Raw genomic sequence first — 25,633 nt, forward strand, 5'->3', positions numbered from 1 at the left:
TAACGTAGCGTCCAGGCGGGTGTGATGTGGCCTGGATACACTCACGTGCGTGCCGACCCCGAACGACGCAGCCGAACCGGTCCGGATCTTCCGCAACGACTGGAGCGTTCTGCAGCCGCCGGAGATCGGCAGCTGGACCCCGACGCGGACCGTTTCCGTGGTCATTCCGGCCTACAACTGCCAGGAGTCGCTCAACCTGACGCTGGCCTCGCTGGCCCACCAGACCTACCCCGAAGAGCTGCTCGAGGTCGTGATCGCCGACGACACCAGCGAGCCGCCGCTCGAGCTGCCGAAGATCCGGCCGGGCAACTGCCGGATCGTCCGCGTGGCCGACCACTCGTCGGGCTGGGGGCGGGCCAACGCGCTGCACGTCGGCGCCACCAACAGCACCGGTGAGATCATCCACTGGCTCGACGCCGACATGGTCGTGTTCCCGGAGCACGTCGAGGCGCAGGTCCGCTGGCACCACGTCAGCGACGAGGTGGTCACCCTCGGCTACAAGCGGTTCACCACCGGCTGGAGCACGCCCGAGGAGATCGCCGAGCGCTGCGCCGCCGGCACCATCGACGCGCTCTTCGCGCACAACGACACCGAGCCGCACGACTACGTCGAGAAGATCATCGACGACACCGACCAGCTCCGGGCCGGCGACCACCTCAACTTCCGCGCCCACGTCGGCGCGACCGCGGCCCTGACCCGCCGGATGTACGACGAGACCGGTGGCCTCGACACCACCCTGCGGCTCGGCGAGGACACCGAGTTCGGCTTCCGGCTGACCCAGGCCGGGGCCGCCTTCGTGCCCGAGCCCAAGGCCGGCAGCTGGCACATGGGCCCGACCAACATGATGCAGCGCGGCGAGCAGCTGCGGCGCTACAACCGCCCGTTCCTGGCCGACCTGATGCCGCAGCCCCGCTGGCTGCGCTCGGTCGGCAACCGCAGCTGGAAGGTGCCGCTGGTCACCGCCGTGGTGCGGGCCGAGGGCAACTACGAGCTGGTCAAGACCTGTGTCGACCTGCTGCTGATGAGCGACCTGACCGACCTGCGGGTGATGCTGGTCGGCGACTGGGGCGCCCTGTCCGACGAACGCATGTCGGTGCTCAAGGACCCGCACCTCGACCTGCGGCTGGTGGAGGCCACCTACCGCCACGAGCCCCGGGTGGCGCTGGTCTCGGAGGCGCCGGACGACGTCTACCCGTCGCCCTACCTGCTGCGGGTGCCGACCAGCGCCGGCGTCGACGCCAACACCGTGCGCCGCCTGGTCCGGCTGGCCGACGAGTGGCAGGTCGGCCTGGTCCGGGTGCTGCCCCCCAAGGCCGCCTCGCCCGACAACGCGCTGGCGCTGTGGCGCACCGCGGCGCTGCGCCGGGCCGCGCGCTGCAAGGGCCCCGACGAGTCCTGGGAGAAGGCGGTCCTGTCGGTGGCCGGCGAACGCTGGGTCAGCGCCCGCGACTTCGCCGTGGCCAACCTGTCGGAGTGGGCCGAGGAAGACCTGGTGTCGCCGAAGCCCCGCCTGGTGGCCCGGCCCACGCTGGGCAACAAGGTCAGCTTCTTCGGCGTCGACACCATCCCGGTCGGCGGCGCGCGGTCGCTGGCGCTGGCCGCCAGGTTCGTCGCCCTCCGCGCCGCGAGCGGCGCCCGCCGCCGCCTCAACAACAAGCTCGGCCGCCAGCCGGAGTAACGCTCAGCTCAGTTCAGCGCGGTCACGCGCAGCACGCCGCGCGGATCGGCGTCGACCACCACCGGCCCGGCCTCGGCCGGCACCACCCGCGGCCCCGCCAGCAACGGCGTGGTCCCGATCGCGGCCCGCCAGGTCGCCGGCGGCTCCCCCGGCACGCCCGGGCGCCCGATCGCGGTGACCAGATCAGCGAACGGCACCCGGACCATCCACTTCGGACCGGCGACGACCACCGGGTACGCCAGCGACGGCACGCCCGCCGCCCGCTCCAGCCGCAGCAGGGTGCCCGGCGCCAGCTCACCGAACCCGTCGACGTAGAGATCGTCGGAGTCCGCGCCGGCTTCGACGACGAAAACGTCCGGTCGGTCCACCACCAACCGCAGCACCCCGCCGCGCACCACCGGCGCCAGCAGCGTCTCCGCGTCGACCCAGCGCGACGGCAGCGAGATCGGTTCAGTGGCCCGCAACAGGGCCCGCGCGCCGTCCCGGGCGGGCGCGACGTTGACCGTCCACTCCCCCGGCCGCCAACCTTCCCGGCCCCGCAGCCGCGTCGGCCGCAACAGGCAGGCGCCGCGCGCCGCCGGTTGGGCCACCACGCGATTGCCCGGCGCCGCCTCACGCAGCCAGAGCAGGGCCAGCGGCAGCCGCTCGTCAGCCAGGTCGATCCGCAGCCGATTGCCGGCCCAGCTCACCGCCGTGGCGCGCACGGCCGGCTCGGCCGGATCCCGCCACGCCGCCATGCCACCGACACCGACACCGGCACCGGCACCGGCACCGGCACCGGCGGCAGCCCCCGCCCGCACCGCACGCACGAGCTCGACGACCCCGTCGACGTCACCGTCCCGGGTCAGCCGCCAGGCCGCGGCGAGCCGCGAACGCAACCGATCGAGCGCGGAAGCATCCACATCGGACAGGAACGCGGACGCCAGCTTGAGGAACCGCGACCGGTACGCGTCGTCGACGTCCGGCAGCACCTCCAGCACGAGTCGCAGGTCGCTCTGCAGCGCGGTCTCGGCGTACCAGTTTGCGAAGTCCGGATCCGCCAACGACCGGCGCGCGGAGACGACGGCCGCGAACCGGTCGTCGAGGTTGCGCTGCTCGGCCATCCGCTGGCTGATCGACGCGTCGCCGGCCGGCCGCTGCCGCCAGTAGTAGACCGGCAGGTCGATCACGTCGACCCGGCGCGCCCGCCCGTAGAGCGGCACGGTCACCGGGATGTCCTCGTAGAGCACGCCCTCCGGGAACCGCGTGTCGCCCCAGAACGACCGGCGCCAGACCTTGTTGCAGGCGAGCCGGTCGTAGACCAGGTATCGGTGCTCGCGCGGGTCGACGGAGAGGCGGGTCTGCCGGTGCGTGCCCCGGTGCAGCGGCGACGGGCTCAGCTCGCCGTCGGTCAGCAGCGCCACGTTGCCGCTGGCGAAGTCCGAGCCGGTCTGCTCGAGCGCGTTGACGAGCACCTCGAAGGCGTACGGCGGAAGCACGTCGTCGGCGTCCACGAACGCGAGGTAGTCGCCCGTGGCCAGCGCCGCCCCCGCGTTCCGGGCCGCACCGAGGCCGGCGTTGGCCTGGTGCACCACCCGGAACCGCGGATCCCGCGCCGCCCACGCGTCCGCGAGCGCACCGCTGCCGTCGGTCGACCCGTCGTCGACCAGCACGACGTCGAGGTCGCGATGGGTCTGCGCCGCCAGCGATTCGAGGCAAATGTCCAACCAGCGGGCAACGTTGTGCACCGGCACCACGACCGTCAGCATGATCAGCCCCGGAAGACCGTCTCGACCACGCGTGCGGCGGCGCGGCCGTCTTCGAGCGAGCAGAACTTGCGGCGGAACTCGGCCCGGGCCTTGGTCGCGGCGTCGTTGTCGAACGCACCCGAACGGAACGTGTCGAGCAAGTCGTCGAGCGTCAGCGCGACCGCGCCCGGCGGCTCGGCGACGACGTCGAAGTAGACACCGCGGATCATCCGGTACGCGTCCCAGTCCGGCGCGTAGATCACGATCGGCCGGTCGAGCACGGCGTAGTCGAACATGACCGACGAGTAGTCGGTGACCAACACGTCGGCGGCCAGGTAGAGGTCCTCCACCGACGGGTACGCCGAGACGTCCCGCACGCCGGGCAGGTCCACCGGATCCGGGGCGGCGCCGGACCGGTCGTGGAAGTAGTGGCTGCGCATCAGCAGCACGGCAGCCGACCCGGCCGCCGCCCGCACCCGCTCTGGGTCGAACGGCGGGTGGTAGCCGGGCAGGTGCTCCCGGTGCGTCGCCGCGTAGAGCACGACCCGCTGGCCCGGCTCGATGCCCAGCTTCTCGCGGACCGCCGCCACCTCGTCCGGGGTGGCCAGCGCGAGCCGGTCGTTGCGCGGGTAGCCGGTCTCCAGCGTGCGGTAGTGGCACGGGTACGCGCGCTCCCACATCTGCGTGGTGAACGCGTTGGCGGTGATGCTGTAGTCCCAGCGGTCGGCGCGGCGCATCTGGCCGGCGAAGTCCGGGTCCTGCACGCCGCCCGGGTAGTCGCGCTGGTCGAGCCCCATCACCTTGAGCGGGGTGCCGTGGTGGGTCATCACGTGCGTGGCGCCCTCGCGCTTGACCACGTAGTTGGGCCAGTTGACGTTGTTGACCAAATACGTCGCCTGGGCCAGGGCCTGGAAATAGGCGCGGGTGCCGGCGATCACGTACGGCACACCCGGCGGTAACGTGTCGACCTTGTCGCGGCGGACCACCCAGACCCCGCGTACGCCCGGCGCCAGCTCCTTGGCCTTCTCGTAGATCGCGGCGGGGTTGCAGGCGTAGCCGCGGTACCAGTAGGCCGCGAAGAGCGCCAGGTGCGGATCACGCGGCCGGCGCAGCTCGGCGTGGTAGTAGGCACGCAGCGCCGCGGCCCGACCGAGCCGGGCGGCCTTCTTGCCCCGGCGGGCGGTGCGGACCGCGACGGCGCTGGTCGCCTTGGCGTCCTGGGCGCGGCGGAAGCCGAAGCGCAGCGCCTGGAACGTCCGGTGCCGGCCGCCGGCCACCAGGCGGTGCTTGATCCCGTCCATGCCGCCGGGCACCGGGTAGCCACCGGGCGGCAGGTAGCGGTGGTAGTGGGCGGTCATCTCGGCGAAGAACCGCCCGCGCATCTCGTCGGGCAGCCGGTCGTCGTTGCCGCGGACGATCAGGAAGTGCCAGAGCATGCGGCGGAACAGCAGAGCGCGCAGTTGCTCGGCGCCGGGACGGCTGTCGTCGAACGTGTCGAAGACCTCGGCCCAGTTCGTGAAGATCGCGAAGTGCCCCTCGCCGACCGTACGGGTGGCCGCGCCGACCCGCCGCTGCCGGTAGTGCACGCCGACCTGGTCGAGCAGGGTGATCCGGTCGGCCGCCATCAGCACGCGGTAGGTGAACGGGACGTCCTCGTACCAGCCGGTCTTGAACTCGAAGCCGGTGGCCAGCAGCAACGAGCGCCGAATGATCTTGTTCCATGGGGTGTGCAGGATCTCGATCGCCTGCGGCCACTCGTGCAGCACGAACACCTCGGGCGCCGCCGCGAAGCGGTTCTGCGACCGGTCGATCGTGCCGTCCCAGTGCTCGCGCACGTGGTCGACCACGACGACGTCGGGGTCGACGTGGGCGATCCGGGCGGCCACCGCGGCCACGATGCCGTCCGACAGGTAGTCGTCGCTGTCGACGAACCAGACGTAGTCACCGGTGGCGACGGAGAGGCCCCGGTTGCGGGCCGGGCCCTGGCCGGCGTTGTGCTCCACGGTCAGCACGGTGACCCGGGGGTCGCGGGCCGCGTACTCGGCGAGGATGTCGGCGCTGCCGTCGGTCGACTTGTCGTCGATCGCGATCAACTCGATCGGGACCGACTGGTCCGCGAGGATGGAGTCGAGGCATTGCCGCAGGTAGGAACGGACGTTGAAGACCGGAACGATGAAGCTGATCAAAGGGCTGCCGCCGCCGCCCGATTCCGCCACCAGATCACACTGCCCAACACGAAGGTAAACAACAGGTAAGCAGCGATCGTAACCGTCGTGGCTGAAGCCTGCCCGAAAGCACAGCCGAGACCGAGCACCAGCACCCGGCCGTCCCAGCCCAGACCCCACCGGTGCAGCCAGCCGCCCGCCTCGCGTTTCTCCAGCTTGGCGGTGAGGTCGTAGTGCCAGAGCGCGAGCGCGAACAGCAGCAGGAACGTGCCCCAGGCCGGCACGTCGAAGCCGACGCCGACGGCGATCACGAAGAGGTATTCCGCGGCCCGCAGGGCGGCCGGGACCAGGAAGTCCAGTGGCCGGTCGTGCGGCGCGGCGGACGGCAGCGCCCCGACCAGCAGGGCGACGGCGGCGCTCAGCGTCACCGCGCGCAGGTCGGCACCGCCCAGCCCGGCGTAGGCGCCGGCCAGGAACAGCGCGCCGACCAGCACCCCGGCGGCCGCGCCGGCCAGCGGACGGGCGACGCGGGCGTGGCCCAGCAGGCGCGCGATCGGGCCGTCGTCGCGCTGCTCGGCGGCCGCGACACCGGCGAACGCCGAGACCCGCATGCCACGGGCGCGCAGGGTACGCAACGCCAACGTGTAGGCGAACGCCAGCACGATCCCGGCCAGCACGCCGATCAGCGCGATCCGCGGCCCGAACAGCGCGCCGAGCAGCGCCATGGCCGCCCACCGCTCGCCGATCGGGAACGCCGCGGTGCGCTTGAGCCAGTAGGCCGGCGAGCCCGTGTCGCCCCGGACCCGGGCCGAGACGGCGCCGAGCCGGCCGGCCACGCCACCGCCGCTCGCGGCGGCGGTCGCCACCGGCTGCCGGGCCGCCACGTCGTGCAGGGTGCCGTACCAGGTGTCGGTCATGTGCCGCACGGTCTGCAGGGCGATCGCGGCGATGGCCAGCGGCCACGCGCCGGTCAGCCCGGCGGCCTCGGCCCCGACCGCGAGGCCGGCGTAGACGAGATACTCCTTCGCGCGGTCGGCGATCGTGTCGAGCCAGCCGCCGAACACGCTGAAGTTGCGCGTGTAGCGGGCCAACTGACCGTCGACGCAGTCGAGCACGAAGCCGAGGTAGAGCAGGATGCCGCCGAGCAGCCAGGCCGGCCGCCCGCCGCCGTAGGCGAACAGCGCGGCGGCGGCCGCGACGACCACCACCGACACCGCGGTGACCTGGCTCGGCGTCAGCCGCATCCGGGCCGCCAGCCGGGTGACGTGCGGCGACCACGGGCTGACGAAATAGCTGGTGAAGAAGTCGTCCTGCTCCTTGACCGCGAGCCGCAGCTCGGCCCGGTCGGAGTCGACCGCGGCCACGGCCGCCAGCGCGGCGGGGATCTCCGCGGGGTCCGCGACGCGGCGGGCCACCAGCAGGCGCACCCGCTGCGCGCTCACCGTGGCGCCGGCCGCCAGCAGGTCGGCGATCACCGGACCCGTGGGCGCGCCGGCCAGCGCCGGCAGGTCGGCGACGCCGACCCGGACCAGCCCGCCGAAGACCCCGGTCGGCTGCCCGGGCACGAGCTGGCCGCGCTCCTCCCGGACGGGCTCCCCCGGACCGTCGGCCAGCGCCAGCGCGACCGTGCCGGCGCCCGGCGCGGTGGCCACGTGCCGGATCACCGCGTCGTGGGCGACGAGGTCACCGGAGCAGATCAACACCGGCTCCGCGAGGTCGGCCGGGAGCGTGTCCCGGACCTCGCGGGCGCCGGCGGCGCGGAGTTGCGTGGCGAGCCGATCCGTCAGCGCCGGATCGGGACCCGGCAGGAGGACGGCTACGGTCACGCGCGGACCACCGAGTTGTAGGCGTCGAGGGCGTCGTGCACGGTGCCGTCCGTGATCAGCTTGCCCTCGTTGAAGTAGAGGCCCCGGTTGCAGAACCGGGTCAGGTCGGGCTCGTTGTGCGAGACCAGCACCAGCGTGCGGCCCTCGGCGAGCAGCCGCTCGATGGTGGCGTAGCACTTCTTGCGGAACTCGGCGTCACCGACGGCCATGACCTCGTCGACCAGCAGGATCGGGTGGGTCAGCTGGGCGATCACCGAGAAGCCGAGCCGGACCTTCATGCCCGACGAGTAGTGCCGCACCGGGGTGTCGATCGCCTTGCTCACCTGGTCGCCGGCGAAGTCGACGATCTCGTCGAAGTGCTTCTTCAGGAAGTTGCCGGACAGGCCGTGCAGCGAGCCGACCAGGTGCACGTTCTCCCGGCCGGTGAGGTCGTTGGAGAAGCCCGCGGAGAGCTCGAGCAGCGGCGCGACCCGGCCCCGCACGGTGATCCGGCCCTCGTCGGGGATCAGCACGCCGGCGATCAGCCGCAGCAGCGTGCTCTTGCCCGTGCCGTTGCGGCCGATGATGCCGAGCGCGTCACCGGCGTTGACCTGGAAGTTGACATCGCGCAGGGGCCAGAACTCGCCCGGGTTGGGCTGGCGCCCGCCGCGGTGGATGAACATCTCGCGGATCCGCAGCTGCCGCCGCCGGTTGCGGACGAACCGCACGCCGAGGCCCTCGGCCTCGATGATCGGGGTGGTCATCACAGCTCCTTGAGCACGGCGGGTTCGAGGCGGCGGAACACCCACCAGCCGCCGACCAACAGGACGAGGCTGACACCGGTGGTGACGGCGAGCAGCGGGGCGCTCGGGAACATCTCCGGGTACCAGACGGCGTGGTAGAGCTCCATGATGCCGACCAGCGGGTTGAGCTCGTAGGCGTCCTTGACCCAGCCGGGCATGTCCGCGTTGCGGACCATGGCCAACGGATAGATGATCGGCGTCGCGTAGAACAGCACCCGCAGGCCGAGCCGCATCAGCTTCTCGACGTCGCGGAGCAGCACGTTGAGCGACGAGAGCAGCAGCGCCAGGCCGGTCAGGAAGACGGTCTGCATGATCACCGCGAGGGGCAGCGCGAGGAGCTGCCAGTCGAAGTGCAGCTCGCCGAAGACGATGGCCAGGATGATCAGGATCGGCAGGCCGGCGAGGAACTCGGCGAACCGGCCGAGCACCCGACCGATCGGGAAGACCTGGCGGGCCACCTTCATCGTGGTGATCAAGCGGGCCTGGCCGGTGAGCGCGCTGGTCGCCTCGCCCATCGCGGCGTTCGCCCACGACCAGGCGAAAATCCCGGTGATGAGGAACAGCGGGTACGAGTTGTTCGCGTCACCGAGATGGCGGTCGGAACCCGTGCCGTAGAGGACACCGAAGACGAACCAGTAGATCGCGGCGACGCCGAGCGGCTCGATCAGTGACCACAGGTAACCAAGGAAGGACTGCTGGTATTTCACCGCGAGATCGCGTCGGACCAGCAGCCCCAAGGCGTTGCGGTTTTCCCACAACGTCACCACGCTCGATGTCACAGCCGCCTCCACCTGCGTTTCTCACCCGATGAGCAACCCATCGGCGGTCAGCTGCGAACGTCTGCGCGGGCTGCCATAGCGACGCGCGCGTCGCGGCGGCTGCGAACGCCGACGCGGGCCGCTGACGCGCCATAGGTTAGCAGCCAGTAAAACTGTCTCAGAACCGCAGCGGTACGCCGGTGGCCAAGATCAGCATTCGATGACGTTGACCGCCAGACCGCCCCGGGCCGTTTCCTTGTATTTGACCTTCATGTCCGCGCCGGTCTCCCGCATGGTCTTGATGACCTTGTCCAGCGAGACGTGGTGCACACCGTCGCCGCGCAGCGCGAGCCGGGCCGCGGTGATCGCCTTGATGCTGGCCACGGCGTTGCGCTCGATGCACGGGATCTGCACGAGACCGCCCACCGGGTCGCAGGTCAGGCCCAGGTTGTGCTCCATGCCGATCTCGGCGGCATTCTCCACCTGCTCCGGCGTGCCGCCCAGCGCCTCGGCCAGGCCGGCGGCGGCCATCGAGCAGGCCGAGCCGACCTCGCCCTGGCAACCGACCTCGGCGCCGGAGATCGAGGCGTTCTCCTTGAAGAGCACGCCGATCGCCGCGGCGGCCAGCAGGAACCGGACCACACCGTCGGCGGTCGCCTCGGGCACGAACCGGGTGTAGTAGTGCAGAACGGCCGGGATGATGCCGGCGGCGCCGTTGGTGGGCGCGGTGACGACCCGGCCGCCGGCCGCGTTCTCCTCGTTGACGGCCAGCGCGAAAAGGGTCACCCAGTCCATCACCCGCAACGGGTCCCCGGCCAGCTCGGAGCGGAGCTTGCGGTGCAGCTCGGCGGCCCGGCGGCGGACCTTGAGCCCGCCGGGCAGCGTGCCGTCCCGCTCGCAGCCGCGCTCGACGCACTCGCGCATGACCCGCCAGATGTCCAGCAGGCCAACGCGTACCTCCTGCTCGGTGCGCCACGACAGCTCGTTGGCGAGCATCACGTCGGAGATCGAGCCACCGGCCTCGGCCGTGCGGGCCAGCAGCTCCGCGCCGGTGCTGAACGGGTAGCGGACCGGGGTCGTGTCCGGCTTGATCCGGTCGGCGCCGGCCGCCTCCTCGTCGACGACGAACCCGCCGCCGACCGAGTAGTAGGTGCGCTCGCGCAGCGTCCCACCGGCCGCGTCGAAGGCCGCGAACGTCATGCCGTTGGGGTGGTAGGGCAGGGAGCGGCGGCGGTGCAGGACCACGTCCTCCGCCGGGTCGAAGTCGACCTCGTGCCGGCCGAGCAGGGCCAGCCGCCGGCCTTCGGCGGTACGCGTGATCAGCTTGGGCACCGCGTCGGTGTCGACCTCTTCGGGCGTCTCGCCGGCCAGGCCGAGCACGACGGCCCGGTCGCTGCCGTGCCCGTGGCCGGTGGCGCCGAGCGAGCCGAACAGCTCGGCCCGGACCCGGGCGGTGTCCCGCAGCAGGTCGTCGCCGGCCAGGCCGGCCACGAACGTGCGCGCCGCCCGCATGGGGCCGACCGTGTGCGAACTCGACGGTCCGATACCGACCGAGAACAGGTCGAAAGCGCTGATCACCGGGGTGCTCCATTCTCCCTGCCGCCGCGGGCGAGCATACGCGCGCAATCGGGGTAATCCCTACGGGAAGCGGGTGGCCGGAATCCCTCCACGGACCGAGGGCGGCCTGGCTGCCTGTTTCTACCGTTGTATCAGGACCGATTGACGGGAAAGGGACTTACAGATGAGCGCCAGACTCGTTCGCCCCCGTGACGACCGATGGATCGCCGGCGTGTGCAGCGGCCTCGCCCGCCGCTTCGGGATGCGCCCCAACACGATGCGCCTGCTGTTCTTGATCTCCTGCCTGCTGCCGGGCCCGCAGGTGCTCGCGTACATCGTGCTCTGGGTCCTGATGCCCGACGAGCGCCGCTACCCCGCGCACGCCTGACCGACAACGGCGAAGGGGGCCCCGCATCGACGCGGGGCCCCCTTCGCGTCGTCACGGCGTCGTGTAGGTGATGGTGACGGTCGTGTAGCCGAGGGAGCGGAGCATGCCCTCGAGCATCGTCTTGGTGTTGGCCCGGGCCCGCTCCTGCAGGCCGCTGTCGACCGCGGCCGCCTTGATCTTCTCTTCGGCGAGCGTGTAGATCTCCTGCTGCTGGTTGGGGTCGCGCTTGATCAGGTCACCCAACCGGTTGGCCAGCCCGCGCTCCTCGGCGAAGACGTAGCTGTCCTGCGTGTTGAGGTTGACCTCGCCGAGCTGCGGCGCGGGCAGCTTGACCTCGACCGACTTGCCGTCGGGCGACTCGACGATCGCGCCCTCGGCCAGCTGGCCGAAGTCGACGTAGGCCTCGACCGTGCCCACCCCGACGAACAAGGTGCGCTCGTTGAGCAGGAACTCGGGGATGTTGTCGCGGCTCGTCTGCTTGTCGACGATGACCTGGAAGTTGCCTTCCGCCGCGACGTAGCGGCTCAGGTCCTGGATCGACTTGAGCAGTGGCGGCTGGCTGCGGTCGGTCGTCTCCTGGGCGAACGGGTTGCGCCAGTTCGGCAGCAGGTCGGCCGCCTTGAGCGCGAAGCCGCCGGCGACCAGCACGACGACGATCGCGGCCAGCCAGATGAGACCGCGCCACCGGGGTGGCCGGCTCGGCTCCTGGTCGTAGGCCGGATCGGCGGGCTGTCGCTCGTCGGTCCTGGTGTTGACCTCGGGGTACTCGCGGGTGGGCTCCGTCTCGGTCATATGTCCACCTCACCGTCCTTCTGCGAACAGTTTCCCCGATGGCCGCCACCGCTAAACGAAGGCGGACACCCCTGTCAACTTCTGGCCGACGACCAGCTGGTGCACCTCGCTCGTGCCCTCGTAGGTGAGCACGCTCTCGAGGTTGTTGGCGTGCCGCAGCACCGGGTACTCGCCGCTGATCCCGTTGGCGCCGAGGATCGTGCGGCACTGCCGGGCGATGGCGATGGCCTCGCGCACGTTGTTGAGCTTGCCGACGCTGACCTGCTCCGGCCGCAGCCGGCCGGCGTCGGCCAGCGCGCCCAGATGCAGCGCCAGCAGGTAACCCTTCTGCAGCTCCACCGCCATGTCGGCGAGCTTGGCCTGGGTGAGCTGGAAGCCGGCGATCGGGCGGCCGAACTGCTCGCGGTCGACCGCGTAGGCGATCGCCGTCTCGAGGCAGTCGCGGGCCGCGCCGAGCGCGCCCCAGACGATGCCGAAGCGCGCCTCGGTGAGGCACGACAGCGGGGCCTTGAGCCCTTCGGCGCCGGGCAGCTGGGCGTCGCCGGGCAGCCGCACGTCGTCGAGCACGATCTCGCCGGTCGACGAGGCGCGCAGCGACATCTTGTGCTTGATCTCCCGGGCCGTGACCCCGGGCGTGTCCATCGGCACCGCGAACCCGCGGATGCCCTCGTCGGTGCGGGCCCAGACCACGGCCACGTCGGCGACCGGCGCGTTGGTGATCCACATCTTGCCGCCGGTCAGCATCCAGTCGGTGCCGTCGCGGCGGGCCCGGGTGGTCATCCCGGCCGGGTCGGAGCCGTGGTCGGGCTCGGTCAGGCCGAAACAGCCGATCGCCTCGCCGGTCGCCATCGGCGGGAGCCACCGCTGCCGCTGCTCCTCGGAGCCGTAGCGGTGGATCGCGAACATGGCCAGCGAACCCTGCACGGAGACCAGCGAGCGGACGCCCGAGTCACCGGCCTCGAGCTCCAGGCAGGCCAGGCCGTACGCGGTGGCGCTGGCCCCGGCGCAGCCGTAGCCGGTCAGGTGCATGCCGAGCAGGCCGAGCTTGCCGAACTCGGCGGCCAGCTCGCGGACCGGCACGCGGCCCTCCTCGTACCAGGTGGCGACGTGCGGCCGGACGCGCTCGTCGACCACCTGACGCACGACGGCGCGCATGTCGCGGTCGTCGGCGGAAAGATTGCCGTCGAGGTCCAGCAGTTCCAGCGGGGCGACGCGGTCCATGCCGCTCACCCTATTCGGTGGGCAGCACCAGCACCCGGGCGTGGATCTGGTTGCGCTGCTGGAGCGCCGCCCGCAGCGCCCGGTGCAGGCCGTCCTCGAGATAAAGGCCGCCGTGCCACTGCACGACGTGCGGGAACAGGTCGCCGTAGAACGTCGAGTCCTCGGCCAGCAGCTTGTCGAGGGCGAGCTCGCGCTTGGTGGTGATGAGCTGGTCGAGCCGCAGCGGCCGCGGCGGGATCTCCGACCACTGCTTGAGGGTCAAGCCGTGCTCCGGGTAGGGGCGGCCGTCACGCACCGACTTGAAGATCACGCGCCGCTCCTCTCTCGGCTAGGTGGCGCTCCGCCAGCTGGCTCAGCCTATCGACCCGCGCAACGATAAGGCTCCTGGCCGATCACCAGCGTCCCCGGTGCACCACCTGATCAACAGGACGCCGGCCTCTTTTCAGTGACGGCGACCGCCGATCGGGTGCCCGGTAGCCGACCGTAACTGCCCCGATCGGAGTCATTTCCGCGGGCACGTCGAAGGCCGCGCGGTAGGTGTCGACGCATTGCCCGGGGATACCGAAGAAGCAGGCGCCGAGCCCCTCGTCAACGGCCGTGAGCAGCATCAGCAGCGCCGCCATGCCCGTGTCGATGTCCCAGTACGGCACCGGCCAGCGGCCCGGGTCGCGGTCGGTCCAGCCCTTGTCTGGCTCGGCGTAACGGTCGAGGTAGGCGGACCGGTTGGAGTGCGGCACCACGATCAGCGGCGCCCGGCGCATGCCCGCGAGCCAGCCGGTGGGCGCCCAGCCGTCCGGGGTCGTGGCGGCCCAGAACGCGTCGCGGTCGGCCGGCTCGTCGAGCACCAGGAAGCCCCAGCCCTGGGAGAAGCCCGCCGACGGCGCGCGGATCGCGTGGTCGAGCAGGCGGTCGACGACGGCGGGCGGCACCGGCCGGTCGGGGTCGTAGTTGCGCACCATCCGCCGCTTGCGCACGACGTCGCCGAACTCCATCCCAAGCCTCCCCGCTGGCTGGTTGAGCAACCTATCAGCCGGCCCGCGAGACCTGGACCCCCCAGCTCGCCGACCAGGTGTCGCCCGGCGCCAGCACGACGACGTCGTGGCCCGACCGGAACGCGTCCGGCGGGCAGGTCTGCGGCTCGATCGCCATGGCCCGCCGGTGGCGGTCGCCGTGCAGCGTGTCGGAGGTGAACACCACCCACCACTTGAACTGCTCGCCGGCCCACACCCGCAGCGTCCGGTCGCCGTCGGAGATGACCACCGCCGAGGTGCCGTCCGGGTCACGGTCGAGGTCGCCGAACGCGTTGTCGAGCACCTGGGCGCCGAGCCGCCGCGGCACGGTGAAGTCGTGGTCGCCACCGCTGACCTTGGCCGCGCCGATCGGGAGCAGGCGGGCGTCGAAGAGCACCCGGCTGCGGCCCGGCACGGTCACCATGAGGTCGTCGAGGGCGGTGCCGGGCAGCCGGAAGTACGGGTGGGCGGCCAGGCCGAACGGCGCGGCGTCGGCCCCGATGTTGGTCACCTCGTGGTCGATGCGCAGCCCGTCCGGGCCGAGGCTGTAGCGGGTGCGCAGGTTGAGCTGCCACGGGTAGCCGACCTGGGCCGGCAGGTCGCACTCGACCAGCACCGCGCTGTCGGTGTGCTCGACCAGCCGCCAGCGCTGCCAGGCGACCAGGCCGTGGATGGCGTTGTGCCGGGCGGGCTCGGTGATCGGCAGCTGCTGCGCCTCGCCGGCGAAGGTGTAGCGGCCGTCGCGGATCCGGCTCGGCCACGGCGCCAGGATCTGGCCCGAGCTGCCCGGTGGCAGCTCGTCCTCGGCGTACCCGTCGAGGTAGTCGACCCCGCCGGCGCGATAGGCGCGCAGCCCACCGCCGACCTCCACCACGACGGCCTCCTGGCCGTCGGCGGCGATCGTCCACTGTGTTCCGGACTTGGGCGGGGCGGTGCGGTTGGTCATGGGCCGGACGATATCGGTTCCGGCGCGGCGGCGGGCCGCGGGTCCGGCTCGGGGTCCGGGCTGCGATAGCGGGTGAGCGCCGGGAAGACCAGCGCGAGCGCGATCGCGAGGCCCGCCGCGACGAACCCGCCACCGCTGAACGCGACCCCGGCGCCCCAGATCGCGGCGGTGCCGCCGGCCCGCAGGTCGCCCAGCCGCGGCCCGCCGGCGACCACGACGGTCATCACGCCCTGCAGCCGGCCGCGCAGGTGGTCGGGCGCGTAGACCAGCAGGATCGAGTGCCGGAAGACGGCGCTGACCAGGTCGGCCGCGCCGGCCAGGGCCAGCACCACCACCATCAGCCACAGGCTGTGCGCGAAGCCGGCCAGGCCGACCAGCGCGCCCCAGGCGACGACCGCGCCGACCAGCGCCAGGCCTTGCCGCCGGACCCGGCCGATCCAGCCGGAGGTGAGCCCGCCGAGCACCGAGCCGATCGCGATCGCGCTGAACAGCCAGCCGACCGCCGCCCCACCACCGAACCGCTCGGCCGAGATCTCGGGGAAAAGCGCCCGCGGCATGGCGATCGTCATCGCGATGATGTCGATGGCGAAGGAGAGCAGGAGCACCGGCGCACCGGCCAGGTAGCGGAAGCCCTCGACCACGCTGCGCAGCCCGGCCGTGACCGCCTGGCCGGCCGCGGGCGGGATCGGCGGCAGCCGCAGGGTCGACCACAGGCCGACGGTGAACAGCAGCGCGTCGACGCCGTACGCGATGGGCAGCGCGGTGTGCAGGTCCCAGCTCGCGAGGATCACGCCGACGCTGAGCGGGCCGAGCACCACGGCGGCCTCGCCGGTCGTGAACGAGAGCGTGTTCGCGGAGGGCACGAGGTTGGCCGGCACCAGCCGCGGGATGATCGCGTTGCGCGTCGGGTTGGTCACCGCGAACGCGCACGACTGCACGGCGGTGAAGACCAGCAGCAGCCACGGGTTGTCCCACTGCGCCAGCGACTGCACCAGGAAGCCGAGGGTGCCCAGCCACATCACCAGGGAGCCCGCGATCAGCAGCCGGCGGCGGTCCATCGCGTCGGCCAGCGCGCCACCCCAGAGCCCGAAGACCAGCAGGGGTACGAGCGCCGCGATGCCGAGCAGGCCCACCCAGAGCGACTTCTCGGTCAGCGCGTACATCTCGACGGGCACGGCCACGGCGGTGAACTGGTAGCCGTAGTTGGAGAAGGCGGTGCCGAGCCACATCCGGCGGTAGCTGGGCGTGGCGAGCGGTCGGAGGTCGATGGCCCAGCGGCGGCGCGGCTTGTCAGGGGCGTCGGTCACGGTGCCAGGCGTTCGATGATCCACTCTCCTTGGTCGGTCCGACGGTAACGCAGCCGGTCGTGCAGCCGGCCTCCTCGCCCCTGCCAGAACTCGACCGTCTCGGGCACCACCCGCAGGCCGCCCCAGTGCGGCGGCGCCGGGATGGCCGACTCCTCGGGGAACCGGCGCTCGGTGGCCGCGTACCGCTCGTCGAGCGCTTCGCGGTCCGGCAGCACCCGGGACTGTGGGCTCGCCCACGCCGCGATCTGCGAGGGGCGCGGCCGGCTCGCGAAGTAGGTCTCCGTCTCCACCCGGTCGACCTCGACGACCTCGCCCCGCACGGCGACCTGCCGCATGATCGGGTGCCAGGGGAAGAGCAGCGCGGCGTACGGGTTGGCCCGCAGCTCACCGCCCTTGCGCGACTCGTAGTTGGTGTAGAACACGAAGCCGCGCGCATCGACGCCCTTGAGCAGCACGGTCCGCGAGCTCGGCCGCCCGCTCGTGTCGGCGGTCGAGAGCACCATCGCGTTGGGCTCGGGCAGCTGCGCCGTCATGGCGTCGGCGAACCACCGGTCGAACTGCTCCGGCCAGCCCGGCGCGAGGTCGGCGACGTCCAGCCCTTGGGTGGCGTAGTCCCGGCGCATGCGCGCCAGGTCGGGTGTGTCTCCGGTCACGTCCTCATCCTCGTGCACGCGTTAAGCGGTGATATGCGGTGTTCGGCGGCGCTCCGAGTTGCGGGCTGTGCTCGCGCACGCGGAGACCCAGCAGGCAAGATGACACGAATACGAAACCTGAGTGGTAGCTAAGGCGCCGAAATGTTGCGGGGCGCATAGGCGGGAGGGCGAAATGTCCGACTTCAAGCCGGGGTTGGAGGGCGTCGTCGCCTTCGAGACCACGATCGCCGAGCCCGACAAGGAAGGTGGCGCGCTGCGCTACCGCGGTGTCGACATCGAAGATCTCATCGGCCAGGTCAGCTTCGGCAACGTGTGGGCGTTGCTCGTCGACGGCCGGTTCGGGCCCGGGCTGCCGCCGGCCGAGCCGTTCCCGGTGCCGGTGCACTCGGGCGACATCCGGGTCGACGTGCAGTCGGCGGTGGCGATGCTCGCGCCGTACTGGGGGCTGTCGCAGCTGCTCGACATCAACGACGCCCAGGCCCGCGAGGACCTGGCCCGGGTGTCGGTGACCGCGCTGTCCTTCGTCGCGCAGTCGGCCCGCGGGCTGGGCCTGCCGGCCGTGCCGCAGAAGGAGATCGACAAGGCGGCCACGATCGTCGAGCGGTTCATGAAGCGCTGGCGCGGCGACCCGGACCCGCGGCACGTCAAGGCCGTCGACGCCTACTTCATCTCGGCCGCCGAGCACGGCATGAACGCCTCCACCTTCACCTGCCGGGTGGTCGCCTCGACCGGCGCCGACGCCGCGGCCTGCATCTCCTCCGGCATCGGGGCGCTGTCCGGCCCGCTGCACGGCGGCGCGCCGTCGCGCGTACTCGGGATGATCGAGGCCGTCGAGCGCAGCGGCGACGCGGAGGGCTACGTCAAGGGCGTACTCGACCGCGGCGAGCGGCTGATGGGCTTCGGGCACCGCGTCTACCGGGCCGAGGACCCGCGCGCCCGCGTGCTGCGGCGCACCGCCAAGGAGCTCGGCGCGCCGCGCTTCGAGGTGGCCGAGGCGCTGGAGAAGGCCGCCCTCGAAGAGCTGCAGGCCCGCCGGCCCGACCGGGTGCTGGCCACCAACGTCGAGTTCTGGTCGGCCGTGGTGCTGGACTTCGCCGAGGTGCCGCCGCACATGTTCACCTCGATGTTCACCTGCGCCCGCACCGCCGGCTGGAGCGCGCACATCATGGAGCAGAAGGCGCTGCAGCGGCTGGTCCGCCCGTCGGCCAACTACGTCGGCCCGGGCCCGCGCAAGCCCACCGAGGTCGAAGGCTGGGACCAGATACCGCACGAGTGACCGGTGTGGGTGGGCTCACGCCCTGGGTCATGAGACTGCGGGGCGTGGGCGGTCGTTGGGATGAAAGTATGAAAGTTCGGCAGCGCCGCCGGCTTTCCATCCCGTGCGCGACCAAAGGATCTATTCGTGGCTGACGTGACCAGCATCCGGATTCCTGACGAGATCAAGCCCGCCGACGGACGGTTCGGCTGCGGCCCGTCCAAGGTTCGGCCGGAGGCGGTCTCCGCCCTCAGCCAGGTCGCCACGAGTTACCTCGGCACGTCCCACCGGCAGAAGACGGTCCGCGACCAGGTCAAGCGCCTCCGCGAAGGCATCGCCCAGTTCTTCGCGCTGCCCGAGGGCTACGAGGTGATCATCTCGAACGGCGGCACGACCGCCTTCTGGGAGGTCGCGACGTTCGGCCTCATCCAGGACAAGGCCCAGTTTGCCAGCTTCGGCGAGTTCGGCGCCAAGTTCGCCGCCTCGGCCAAGGCCGCGCCGTTCCTCTCGGACCCGACCGTGCGCAAGGCCGAGCCGGGCAGCGCGCCGGGCCTGGTCGCCGAGGCCGGTGTCGACGTCTACGGCACGCCCCACAACGAGACCTCGACCGGCGTCGCCGTGCCGATCAGGCGGGTCCCCGGCGCCGACCCGGGCGCGCTCCTGCTGGTCGACGCCACCTCCGGCGCCGGCGGGCTTGAGGTCGACCCGCGCGAGGCCGACGTCTACTACTTCGCGCCGCAGAAGGCGTTCGCCTCCGACGGCGGCCTGTGGATCGCCCTCATGTCGCCGGCCGCGCTGGCCCGGGCGCAGGAGGTCAAGCAGTCGGGCCGCTACATCCCGGCGTTCCTCGACCTGGTGACGGCGATCGACAACTCGCGCCTCGAGCAGACCTACAACACGCCGGCCCTGGCCACGATCTTCCTGGCCGCCGAGCAGACCGACTGGATGAACGCGCACGGCGGCCTCTCCTGGGCGGCCAAGCGCACCGCGGAGAGCGCCGGCGTGATCTACGGCTGGGCCGAGCGCTCGTCGGTGGCCACCCCGTTCGTGTCGGACCCCGGCCTGCGCTCCAACGTGGTCGCCACGATCGACTTCGTGGACGAGGTCGACGCCGGCGCCATCGCCAAGGCGCTGCGGGCCAGCGGCATCGTCGACACGGAGCCCTACCGCAAGCTCGGCCGCAACCAGCTGCGGGTGGCGCTCTTCCCGGCCATCGAGCCCTCCGACGTCGAGGCCCTGACCGCCTCGATCGACTACGTTCTCGAGCGGCTCTAACGTTTCTTCGCCCGACACCCCGGCGTGCCTAGCGGTGCGCCGGGGTGGTAGTGGGCTACCGTGTGGCGAAGCGTCTCGACTGTGGTCGGGATCGTCGGCCAGCTCAGCGGGACGGAGGCAACGCGATGCGGCCTGTACGCTTCGTCGCCCTCTCCGAGGACGGCCAGGCAATGGTGCTCGCCGACGAGGTGGGCCGCCTCCTGGCGCTCCCACTCGACGAGCGGATCAACGGTGTGCTGCACGGCGACACCGCGTCCGCGGCGGTCAGCGGAGCCGGCCACTTCGGTGACCAGGCGCCGTCCCTTTCTCCACGCGACATCCAGGCCCGCATCCGCAGCGGCGACTCGGCCGACGAGGTCGCCCGCATCGCCGGTGTGCCGGTCGACCGCGTGCTGCGCTACGCCGGCCCGGTGCTCCAGGAGCGGGCGATGCTCGCCCAGCACGCCCGACGCACCCGCCTGAAGACGTCCGAGAAGGGCGCGCCCCTGGCCGAGGTGGTCGACGCCCGGCTGGGCCAGCACGGCATCGACGCCGAGAAGATCTCCTGGGACGCCTACCGCCGCGACGACGGCACGTGGCGCATCGTCGCCACCTGGCCGTCCGGCAAGGCCACCGCCCAGGCCATGTGGGACCTCGACCGGGCCCGCCAGGTCGTCACCCCACACGACGACATGGCGCAATACCTGTGCACCGAGCGCCCGCAGCCGCTGCTCGGCCAGGAGCCGGTGACGCCCGAACGCGGCGGCCACGCGCTGCCCGGCCCGTCCCGCACGGAGCCGGCCCGCGGCGGCCACGGCCTGCCGTCCGCTCCGACCGAGCCCCGAGCCCCACGCGACGCGATCCGCGCCGGCCGCGACGCCCTGCTCGCCTCGCTCGACCGCCCGCTCACCCCGCCCGGCCGCGGCCTCGACGCGGGCCCGTCCGAGCCGCGCCGCGGTGGCGCGGCCGCGCTGCTCGGTGGCGGCGCCGGTTCGGCGTTCGACGACGACGCCGACCTCCCCAAGGAGGTCCCGGCCGTGCCGTCGCTCGCGGTGCTCCGCCCGCGGCGCACCGCCGGCAACGGCGGCACCGAGCAGAACGACCCGGCGGGCAAGCCGCGCAAGCGCCTGCCGAGTTGGGACGACGTGCTCTTCGGCAGCGCGCCGCAGCGCGAGTCCTCCTGAGTTTCGCCCGCCGCCCACCGGTGGCAGGGTGGGCTTCATGGAATACACGAACCTGGGCCGCACGGGCCTGAAGGTGAGCCGGCTCTGCCTGGGCACGATGAACTTCGGCCCGGAGACCAACGAGGCCGACAGCTTCGCCATCATGGACCGCGCGCTCGACCTCGGCGTCAACTTCTTCGACACCGCCAACGTCTACGGCTGGAAGCTGGGCGAAGGCGTCACCGAGCAGATCATCGGCCGCTGGCTGGCCCAGGGCGGCGGCCGCCGCGACAAGGTCGTGCTCGCCACCAAGGTCTACGGCCGCATGGGCGAATGGCCCAACGAGCAGGGCCTGTCGGCCCGGCACATCGTGCGGGCCTGCGAGGACTCGCTGCGCCGCCTGCAGACCGACACGATCGACCTCTACCAGATGCACCACGTCTCCCGCACGACGCCGTGGGAGGAGATCTGGCAGGCGATGGAGACCTTGGTCGCCCAGGGCAAGGTCGTCTACGTCGGATCGTCCAACTTCGCCGGCTGGCACCTGGCCCAGGCCCAGGAGTCGGCAGCGCGCCGCAACTTCTTCGGCCTGGTCTCGGAACAATGCCTCTACAACCTGGTGGCGCGCGGGCCAGAGCTCGAGCTCATACCCGCGGCGCAGCACTACGGCATCGGCATCATCCCCTGGTCGCCGCTGCACGGCGGCCTGCTCAGCGGCGTGCTCCGCAAGATGGCCGCGGGCCAGGCCAGCCGCGGGAAGGAAGGGCGCGCGGCGGAAGACCTGGAAAACTACCGCGAGTCGATCGAGGCCTACGAGAAACTCTGCGCCGACCTGGGCCACGACCCAAGCGAAGTCGCCCTGGCGTGGTTGCTCTCACGCCCGGGCGTCACGGCCCCGATCATCGGGCCACGGACGATGCAACAACTCGACTCAGCAGCGGCAGCAGTCGAGGTCGAACTGGACAAGAAGACCCTGGCGAAGCTGGACGAGCTCTTCCCAGCCCAGGGCAAGGGTGGTCCAGCTCCAGAAGCCTGGGCTTGGTAAAGGGCGGGTCCCCTTGCCGGGCGTAGCCCGGTGATCAAGGTTTCCGGCCGGTGACAAGGTGGAGCGCCCAACGGACGAACGACCTTGTCGCCGGCCGGAAACCTTGATTGCTTTTCGCGAAGGCCGGCAAGGGGACCCGCCCGCCCTTCCCTACGTGGGTCTCTGCAGTCCGGGTCGGGGGGTTGGGGGCAGCGCCCCCAACGTTCTCGGGGCTCTGCCCCGAACCCCGGTCCTCCTCAGGAATCTCCTCGTCGGACACAGTCAAGGGCACCAAGGTCCGCCTTAGAGCAGCCAGTTTGTCAGGCGTTCATAGGTCGGGTTCGGACCCAGATGGCTGCGCATCAGGAAGAGTTCGCGGACCGGCCAGGTCGGGCCTTTGTAGGCGTTGAGGGCGTCCCGGTCGTGGTCCAGGTCCGCGCGCGGGATGCGGTTTCCCGGTCTGGCGATCGTCAGGTGCGGCTTCCATGGTCGCTCGTCGTAGGGGAAGCGCGCTCTCTTCAGCTCTCGCCGCAGTGCACTGTGCAACGTCCGCATCGGCTCGATGTCGCCGGTCACGCCGATCCACATCAGCGTGAACGCGCCCCGGCCGAACCGACCACCGCCGGACAGCGCCAACTCAGGTGGGGATTTGGGGTCAGTCGCCGCGCATTGGGCGCCGTGGCCGGTCGACGCGGTCCGACGCTCCGCGCGACGGGCCGCCGTGGCCACTTGCTGGAAATAGCGCTCCACGCCCCGCCCGACCGCCTCCTCGACGTCCGTGAGGCGCTCGTCGGCCACATCGCCCAGGAAGGCCAGCGTCAGGTGATAGGTCTCCGGGCGCGCCAGCCGGGTGTTGACCTCGGCCGTCCCGATTCGCAGGCCGCGCACGAACGCGGCCAGGTCAGCCACCGCTTCCTCGGGCGGGTAGGCGGCGACGAACAGCCTCACCGCTGCTCGCGGCGCTCGGCGTCCGCGGTCGGCAGCGTCATTCCCGCGGCCTGCAGCTCGCCCTCGACCCGGACTCGCTCGATCTCGAGGTCGACGCCGACCAGCTCGGTCAGGTGCTCCTCGACCGACAGGCAGCCGCAGGCCAGGCGGAGCTGCTCGTCATAGGCCCGCAGCACCGCGGTCTGCCAGACCTGGGAGCGCTGCGCGACGCCGAGTCGTTGGCGGCCGAGGCGGTCGAGGTCGGCGGCGATCTGCTCGATGGCCGGGCGGTCCGGCTCGCCGGGGTCGGCGAGCTCGATCTCGGCGGCGACCGGGCCCATCGAGCGGTCGAGGCGGTTGATGTCGCGGCGTTCGCGGCGGACCAAGCGGGCTTCGCGGACGGCGCGGGCGGCCCGCTCGAACAGTTCGTCGGCGCAGACGATCGCGGCGACGATGGCGGGCAGACACAGAAGCGTCAGGATCGCCACCGCCAGCACGAGGGTGTGCGGGATCGCCACTCTTCGACGCTATGCGGCTCTGGCAGCGACCGCCACCGATTTGGGTTTCATTTGGTGCACCGACCGGTCAAACCGTCACTGGGTGGCGGCTTCGAGGAGGGCGCGGAGGCGGGCCACCGCAGCCGCATCTCCGTCCACCCGGACCGCGTTGTCGCCCAGCCGCCGCCAGAGCCACAGCAGCACGTCGTGGGGTGCGCCGGACACCTGGGCGACGGCCTGGCCGGCCGTGTCGGGCGCGATGTCGACGCTGCCGTGGTGAAGCCGGACCAGCCAGCGCGCGCCGCCGGCACTGACCAGCACCGACTTGTTGCCGTCGGCGCGCAGCAGGTCGCCGAAATCTTCGGGCCAGTTGCGGGTGGCGTAGGACAGGAACACCTCGAGCACCTCGGCGATGCCGTCGTCGGCCAGCTCGGCCGGGATCGGCGAGATGGGGAAGCCGGCGGCCAGCTCGGCGTCGACGCGGTGGATCACCGTCTCCTGTGCCATCCGGCGGACCCAGAAGCCGACGGTCTGATCCGGCTCGTACCACGTCGGGCACGGCTGGTCGTCGGGGCGCTCGGCGAACTCGGCGACGAGCTCGGCGTGGGCCCGGTCGAGCAGCGCCAGCGACTTCTCGCCGGTCGGCTCCGGCGGCCAGGCCTCGGGCAGCTTGCCCAGCCGCATGGTCTCGACCTTGTGCAGGTAGACGTGGGCGACGTGGTCGACCAGGGCGTCGACCGTCCACCCCGGACAGGACGGCACCGGCGCGGAGAGGTCGACGGCGGCCGCGCGCAGGTCGGCGAAGTCGGCCTCGAGGGACCGGAGGAACACGTCGCGGGTCATGCCGCACAGCAAACCAGATCGGTGTGACAGAACGCGCGTCAGACCCGCTCGGCCACCGCCGGCACGACGTGGACGCGCGGCACCGGGCGCAGGCGCATCCGCAGCCGGCTGCCGCTGTGCCGCAGCTGCACGACGAGCGACAGCGTGGTCGCCGCCAGCGCCACAATCCCGCCCAGCCAGATCGCGGCGCCGGGCCCGGCGTGGTCGGCCAGCCAGCCCACCAGCGGCCCCGAGACCGGGTTGAGCCCCATGAAGACAAACACCCAGAGGGCCATGACCCGCCCGCGGTACGCGGCGTCGGTGCCGAGCTGGATCCGCTGGTTGGCCGCCTGCGCGAAGAAGACCATGAAGAACCCGGTGGGTACGAGCGCGACGACGACCAGCCAGTAGAGGGGCAGCACGCCGACCACGATGGCGAGCGCGCTGAACACGATCGCCGACGTGATCACGGTGTAGGCCGAGGGGCGGGCGCGCCGGGTGCCGCCGACCAGGGCGCCGACCAGGGCGCCCAGGCCGACCGCGGTGGTGAACAGGCCGAACGACGCGGCGCCGGTGTTGAAGCCGTTCTTGGCCAGCGCCTGCAGCGTCACGGGGAAGTTGAACAGCGTGAAGGCCAGCGTGCTCATCAGCACCATCGGCAGCATGAGGTCGGGCCGGCGCAGCACGTAGCGCAGGCCGTCGACCACCTTCGCCGGCTCGCGGTTCGCCGCCGGCGTGAGGTCGGAGCGGTAGAGCTCGGCCGGCCGCATCCGGCCCAGGCAGAGCAGCGGTCCGGCAGCCAGGACGGCGCTGAGCACGAAGACCGGCCCGACGTCGAACAGCGCGATGGCGACACCGGCGATCGACGGCCCGATCACCCGTGCGCTGTTGAAGGTGGCCGCGGACAGGCCGAGCGCGTTGGGCAGCAGCGAGGTCTCGACGAGCTCCGAGACGAACGACTGGCGCACCGGCGTCTCGACGGCGCTGGCCACACCGAGCAGGAGGGCGAACACGTAGACGTGCCAGAGCTGGGCCGCGCCGGCCACCACCAGGAGGCTGAACAGCACGCACAGCACGGTCCAGGCGGCGTTGGCGACGAGCAGGATCCTGCGCTTGTCGTAGCGGTCGGCGAGCCGGCCGGAGATCAGCGTGAGCGCGAGCACGGGGGTGAACTGCAGGGCGGTCACGATGCCCAGCTGCGCGGCCGTGCCGCCCAGCTCGAACACCAGCCAGTCCTGGGTGGTGAACATCATCCAGACGCCGATCAGCTTGACCAGCTGACCGATCGCGAAGAGCCGGTAGTTCCGCACCTGGAGCGACTGGAACGTCGTGTTGAGCCGGGCCCGCAAGACTGTTGCGCCTCCTAGAGAGATCCGCGTACGCGTCATCCACGCAGGACGAAGCGACGCGGCCGGCTCAGGCGCGCGCGACTTTTTGCAGGATCTCCGCGGCCCGGCGGAGCGTCTCCCGCTCCTCCGGGGTCAGCGCGGCGAGTCGAGGGGCCAGCCACTCGTCACGGGCCCGCTCGTGCTGGGCGAGGATGGCCCGACCCGCCTCGGTGGCGGCCAGGATCACCTGGCGCCCGTCGGTCGGATGCGGGGTCCGCTGCACCAGCCCGCGCTCCTCCAGCTTGGCGACGATCTTGGTCATCGTCGGCGGCTGGACTCGTTCGACGTCGGCGAGTTCCCGGGGGGACAGCGCGCCGGCCAGCTGGAGGCTGGTCAGGGCGGAGAGCTGGGTAACCGTGAGATCGCCGACCGGGCGGGTCTGCCTGACCCGCCTGTTGAACCGGGTGATCGCGTCGCGCAGAGATGAGGCGAGCTGCGCCACCGAGACGCGTTTTGCCGTCACCGTCCGCTCCGTCACGATCCTTAGCCTAAC

At 71.8% G+C, this 25,633-nt stretch carries 24 protein-coding genes; 6 read left to right on the top strand and 18 right to left on the bottom strand.

Annotated features, from left to right (window positions below; genetic code table 11):
* Window positions 1-49 precede the first annotated feature (49 nt).
* The gene (locus tag O7635_RS06440; RefSeq protein ID WP_278079499.1) at window positions 50-1,678 is read left to right on the top strand and encodes a glycosyltransferase; all 1,629 of its coding nucleotides are present in this window, start codon (window positions 50-52) and stop codon (window positions 1,676-1,678) included.
* Between the two features lie 8 nt (window positions 1,679-1,686).
* Here the strand turns inward: O7635_RS06440 and O7635_RS06445 are convergent, their stop codons facing one another.
* From O7635_RS06445 to O7635_RS06470, 6 genes are all read right to left on the bottom strand, one after another.
* Window positions 1,687-3,426 (bottom strand): glycosyltransferase, encoded by a 1,740-nt coding sequence (locus O7635_RS06445; protein WP_278079500.1) that lies wholly within the window; start codon window positions 3,424-3,426, stop codon window positions 1,687-1,689.
* Window positions 3,427-3,428: 2 nt separating this feature from the next.
* Entirely contained in the window at window positions 3,429-5,621 is a 2,193-nt protein-coding gene (locus tag O7635_RS06450; protein WP_278079501.1) for a bifunctional glycosyltransferase/CDP-glycerol:glycerophosphate glycerophosphotransferase, read from the bottom strand.
* The gene (locus O7635_RS06455; RefSeq protein WP_278079502.1) at window positions 5,588-7,396 is read right to left on the bottom strand and encodes a DUF5941 domain-containing protein; all 1,809 of its coding nucleotides are present in this window, start codon (window positions 7,394-7,396) and stop codon (window positions 5,588-5,590) included. The genes O7635_RS06450 and O7635_RS06455 overlap by 34 nt, the downstream gene beginning before the upstream one ends.
* Window positions 7,393-8,139 carry an ABC transporter ATP-binding protein gene (locus tag O7635_RS06460; RefSeq protein ID WP_278079503.1) on the bottom strand — a complete coding sequence of 249 codons (747 nt, stop codon included), beginning with the start codon at window positions 8,137-8,139 and terminating at the stop codon, window positions 7,393-7,395. The genes O7635_RS06455 and O7635_RS06460 overlap by 4 nt, the downstream gene beginning before the upstream one ends.
* Entirely contained in the window at window positions 8,139-8,957 is an 819-nt protein-coding gene (locus tag O7635_RS06465; RefSeq protein WP_278079504.1) for an ABC transporter permease, read from the bottom strand. The genes O7635_RS06460 and O7635_RS06465 overlap by 1 nt, the downstream gene beginning before the upstream one ends.
* Window positions 8,958-9,146: 189 nt before the next feature.
* Entirely contained in the window at window positions 9,147-10,514 is a 1,368-nt protein-coding gene (locus O7635_RS06470) for an L-serine ammonia-lyase (protein WP_278079505.1), read from the bottom strand.
* A 163-nt stretch (window positions 10,515-10,677) separates the two neighbouring features.
* Between O7635_RS06470 and O7635_RS06475 the strand changes: the two genes are divergently transcribed.
* Window positions 10,678-10,881 carry a PspC domain-containing protein gene (locus tag O7635_RS06475; RefSeq protein WP_278079506.1) on the top strand — a complete coding sequence of 68 codons (204 nt, stop codon included), beginning with the start codon at window positions 10,678-10,680 and terminating at the stop codon, window positions 10,879-10,881.
* A 51-nt stretch (window positions 10,882-10,932) separates the two neighbouring features.
* Here the strand turns inward: O7635_RS06475 and O7635_RS06480 are convergent, their stop codons facing one another.
* From O7635_RS06480 to pdxH, 7 genes are all read right to left on the bottom strand, one after another.
* On the bottom strand, window positions 10,933-11,673 hold the full coding sequence (locus tag O7635_RS06480) for a DUF4230 domain-containing protein (protein WP_278079507.1): 741 nt from the start codon (window positions 11,671-11,673) through the stop codon (window positions 10,933-10,935).
* A 51-nt stretch (window positions 11,674-11,724) separates the two neighbouring features.
* Window positions 11,725-12,894: an acyl-CoA dehydrogenase family protein gene (locus O7635_RS06485; RefSeq protein WP_278079508.1), complete on the bottom strand. Its 1,170-nt coding sequence runs from the start codon at window positions 12,892-12,894 to the stop codon at window positions 11,725-11,727.
* 10 nt (window positions 12,895-12,904) lie between these two features.
* Window positions 12,905-13,204, bottom strand: a complete 300-nt coding sequence (locus tag O7635_RS06490; RefSeq protein ID WP_203707577.1) for a type II toxin-antitoxin system VapB family antitoxin — start codon at window positions 13,202-13,204, stop codon at window positions 12,905-12,907.
* Between the two features lie 82 nt (window positions 13,205-13,286).
* Window positions 13,287-13,886 carry a nitroreductase family protein gene (locus O7635_RS06495; RefSeq protein WP_278079509.1) on the bottom strand — a complete coding sequence of 200 codons (600 nt, stop codon included), beginning with the start codon at window positions 13,884-13,886 and terminating at the stop codon, window positions 13,287-13,289.
* 34 nt (window positions 13,887-13,920) lie between these two features.
* Window positions 13,921-14,850 carry an aldose 1-epimerase family protein gene (locus O7635_RS06500; RefSeq protein WP_278079510.1) on the bottom strand — a complete coding sequence of 310 codons (930 nt, stop codon included), beginning with the start codon at window positions 14,848-14,850 and terminating at the stop codon, window positions 13,921-13,923.
* Window positions 14,847-16,157 carry an MFS transporter gene (locus O7635_RS06505; RefSeq protein WP_278079511.1) on the bottom strand — a complete coding sequence of 437 codons (1,311 nt, stop codon included), beginning with the start codon at window positions 16,155-16,157 and terminating at the stop codon, window positions 14,847-14,849. The genes O7635_RS06500 and O7635_RS06505 overlap by 4 nt, the downstream gene beginning before the upstream one ends.
* Window positions 16,154-16,780 (bottom strand): pyridoxamine 5'-phosphate oxidase, encoded by a 627-nt coding sequence (gene pdxH / locus O7635_RS06510; protein ID WP_278085381.1) that lies wholly within the window; start codon window positions 16,778-16,780, stop codon window positions 16,154-16,156. The genes O7635_RS06505 and pdxH overlap by 4 nt, the downstream gene beginning before the upstream one ends.
* A 202-nt stretch (window positions 16,781-16,982) precedes the next feature.
* Between pdxH and O7635_RS06515 the strand changes: the two genes are divergently transcribed.
* From O7635_RS06515 to O7635_RS06530, 4 genes are all read left to right on the top strand, one after another.
* Window positions 16,983-18,086: a citrate synthase 2 gene (locus tag O7635_RS06515; protein WP_278079512.1), complete on the top strand. Its 1,104-nt coding sequence runs from the start codon at window positions 16,983-16,985 to the stop codon at window positions 18,084-18,086.
* A 126-nt stretch (window positions 18,087-18,212) separates the two neighbouring features.
* Entirely contained in the window at window positions 18,213-19,340 is a 1,128-nt protein-coding gene (gene serC, locus O7635_RS06520) for a phosphoserine transaminase (RefSeq protein ID WP_278079513.1), read from the top strand.
* A 125-nt stretch (window positions 19,341-19,465) separates the two neighbouring features.
* A complete protein-coding gene (sepH, locus tag O7635_RS06525) occupies window positions 19,466-20,503 on the top strand; it encodes a septation protein SepH (RefSeq protein ID WP_278079514.1) in 1,038 nt (345 codons plus the stop codon).
* 37 nt (window positions 20,504-20,540) lie between these two features.
* On the top strand, window positions 20,541-21,527 hold the full coding sequence (locus O7635_RS06530; RefSeq protein WP_278079515.1) for an aldo/keto reductase: 987 nt from the start codon (window positions 20,541-20,543) through the stop codon (window positions 21,525-21,527).
* Window positions 21,528-21,809: 282 nt separating this feature from the next.
* Here the strand turns inward: O7635_RS06530 and O7635_RS06535 are convergent, their stop codons facing one another.
* The 5 genes from O7635_RS06535 to O7635_RS06555 all read right to left on the bottom strand — a co-directional run bounded on the left by O7635_RS06535 (window position 21,810) and on the right by O7635_RS06555 (window position 25,618).
* Window positions 21,810-22,454 (bottom strand): 2'-5' RNA ligase family protein, encoded by a 645-nt coding sequence (locus tag O7635_RS06535; RefSeq protein ID WP_278079516.1) that lies wholly within the window; start codon window positions 22,452-22,454, stop codon window positions 21,810-21,812.
* On the bottom strand, window positions 22,451-22,951 hold the full coding sequence (locus O7635_RS06540) for a hypothetical protein (RefSeq protein ID WP_278079517.1): 501 nt from the start codon (window positions 22,949-22,951) through the stop codon (window positions 22,451-22,453). The genes O7635_RS06535 and O7635_RS06540 overlap by 4 nt, the downstream gene beginning before the upstream one ends.
* Window positions 22,952-23,026: 75 nt before the next feature.
* On the bottom strand, window positions 23,027-23,773 hold the full coding sequence (locus O7635_RS06545; RefSeq protein WP_278079518.1) for a maleylpyruvate isomerase family mycothiol-dependent enzyme: 747 nt from the start codon (window positions 23,771-23,773) through the stop codon (window positions 23,027-23,029).
* 38 nt (window positions 23,774-23,811) lie between these two features.
* Window positions 23,812-25,101, bottom strand: a complete 1,290-nt coding sequence (locus tag O7635_RS06550) for an MFS transporter (protein WP_278079519.1) — start codon at window positions 25,099-25,101, stop codon at window positions 23,812-23,814.
* Window positions 25,102-25,168: 67 nt separating this feature from the next.
* Window positions 25,169-25,618, bottom strand: a complete 450-nt coding sequence (locus tag O7635_RS06555) for a MarR family transcriptional regulator (RefSeq protein ID WP_278079520.1) — start codon at window positions 25,616-25,618, stop codon at window positions 25,169-25,171.
* Window positions 25,619-25,633: the final 15 nt, after the last annotated feature.

Origin of the sequence: Asanoa sp. WMMD1127 (genome assembly GCF_029626225.1) — a bacterium.
Lineage (GTDB): Bacteria > Actinomycetota > Actinomycetes > Mycobacteriales > Micromonosporaceae > Asanoa.

Excerpts from the sequence above, each read along its gene's own strand:
- O7635_RS06445 (WP_278079500.1), bottom strand. The coding sequence starts at position 3,426 with ATGCTGACGGTCGTGGTGCCGGTGCACAACGTTGCCCGCTGGTTGGAC.
- O7635_RS06460 (WP_278079503.1), bottom strand. The coding sequence starts at position 8,139 with ATGACCACCCCGATCATCGAGGCCGAGGGCCTCGGCGTGCGGTTCGTC.
- O7635_RS06475 (WP_278079506.1), top strand. The coding sequence starts at position 10,678 with ATGAGCGCCAGACTCGTTCGCCCCCGTGACGACCGATGGATCGCCGGC.
- O7635_RS06480 (WP_278079507.1), bottom strand. The coding sequence starts at position 11,673 with ATGACCGAGACGGAGCCCACCCGCGAGTACCCCGAGGTCAACACCAGG.
- O7635_RS06485 (WP_278079508.1), bottom strand. The coding sequence starts at position 12,894 with ATGGACCGCGTCGCCCCGCTGGAACTGCTGGACCTCGACGGCAATCTT.
- O7635_RS06495 (WP_278079509.1), bottom strand. The coding sequence starts at position 13,886 with ATGGAGTTCGGCGACGTCGTGCGCAAGCGGCGGATGGTGCGCAACTAC.
- O7635_RS06500 (WP_278079510.1), bottom strand. The coding sequence starts at position 14,850 with ATGACCAACCGCACCGCCCCGCCCAAGTCCGGAACACAGTGGACGATC.
- pdxH (WP_278085381.1), bottom strand. The coding sequence starts at position 16,780 with ATGCGCCGGGACTACGCCACCCAAGGGCTGGACGTCGCCGACCTCGCG.
- O7635_RS06515 (WP_278079512.1), top strand. The coding sequence starts at position 16,983 with ATGTCCGACTTCAAGCCGGGGTTGGAGGGCGTCGTCGCCTTCGAGACC.
- sepH (WP_278079514.1), top strand. The coding sequence starts at position 19,466 with ATGCGGCCTGTACGCTTCGTCGCCCTCTCCGAGGACGGCCAGGCAATG.
- O7635_RS06530 (WP_278079515.1), top strand. The coding sequence starts at position 20,541 with ATGGAATACACGAACCTGGGCCGCACGGGCCTGAAGGTGAGCCGGCTC.
- O7635_RS06545 (WP_278079518.1), bottom strand. The coding sequence starts at position 23,773 with ATGACCCGCGACGTGTTCCTCCGGTCCCTCGAGGCCGACTTCGCCGAC.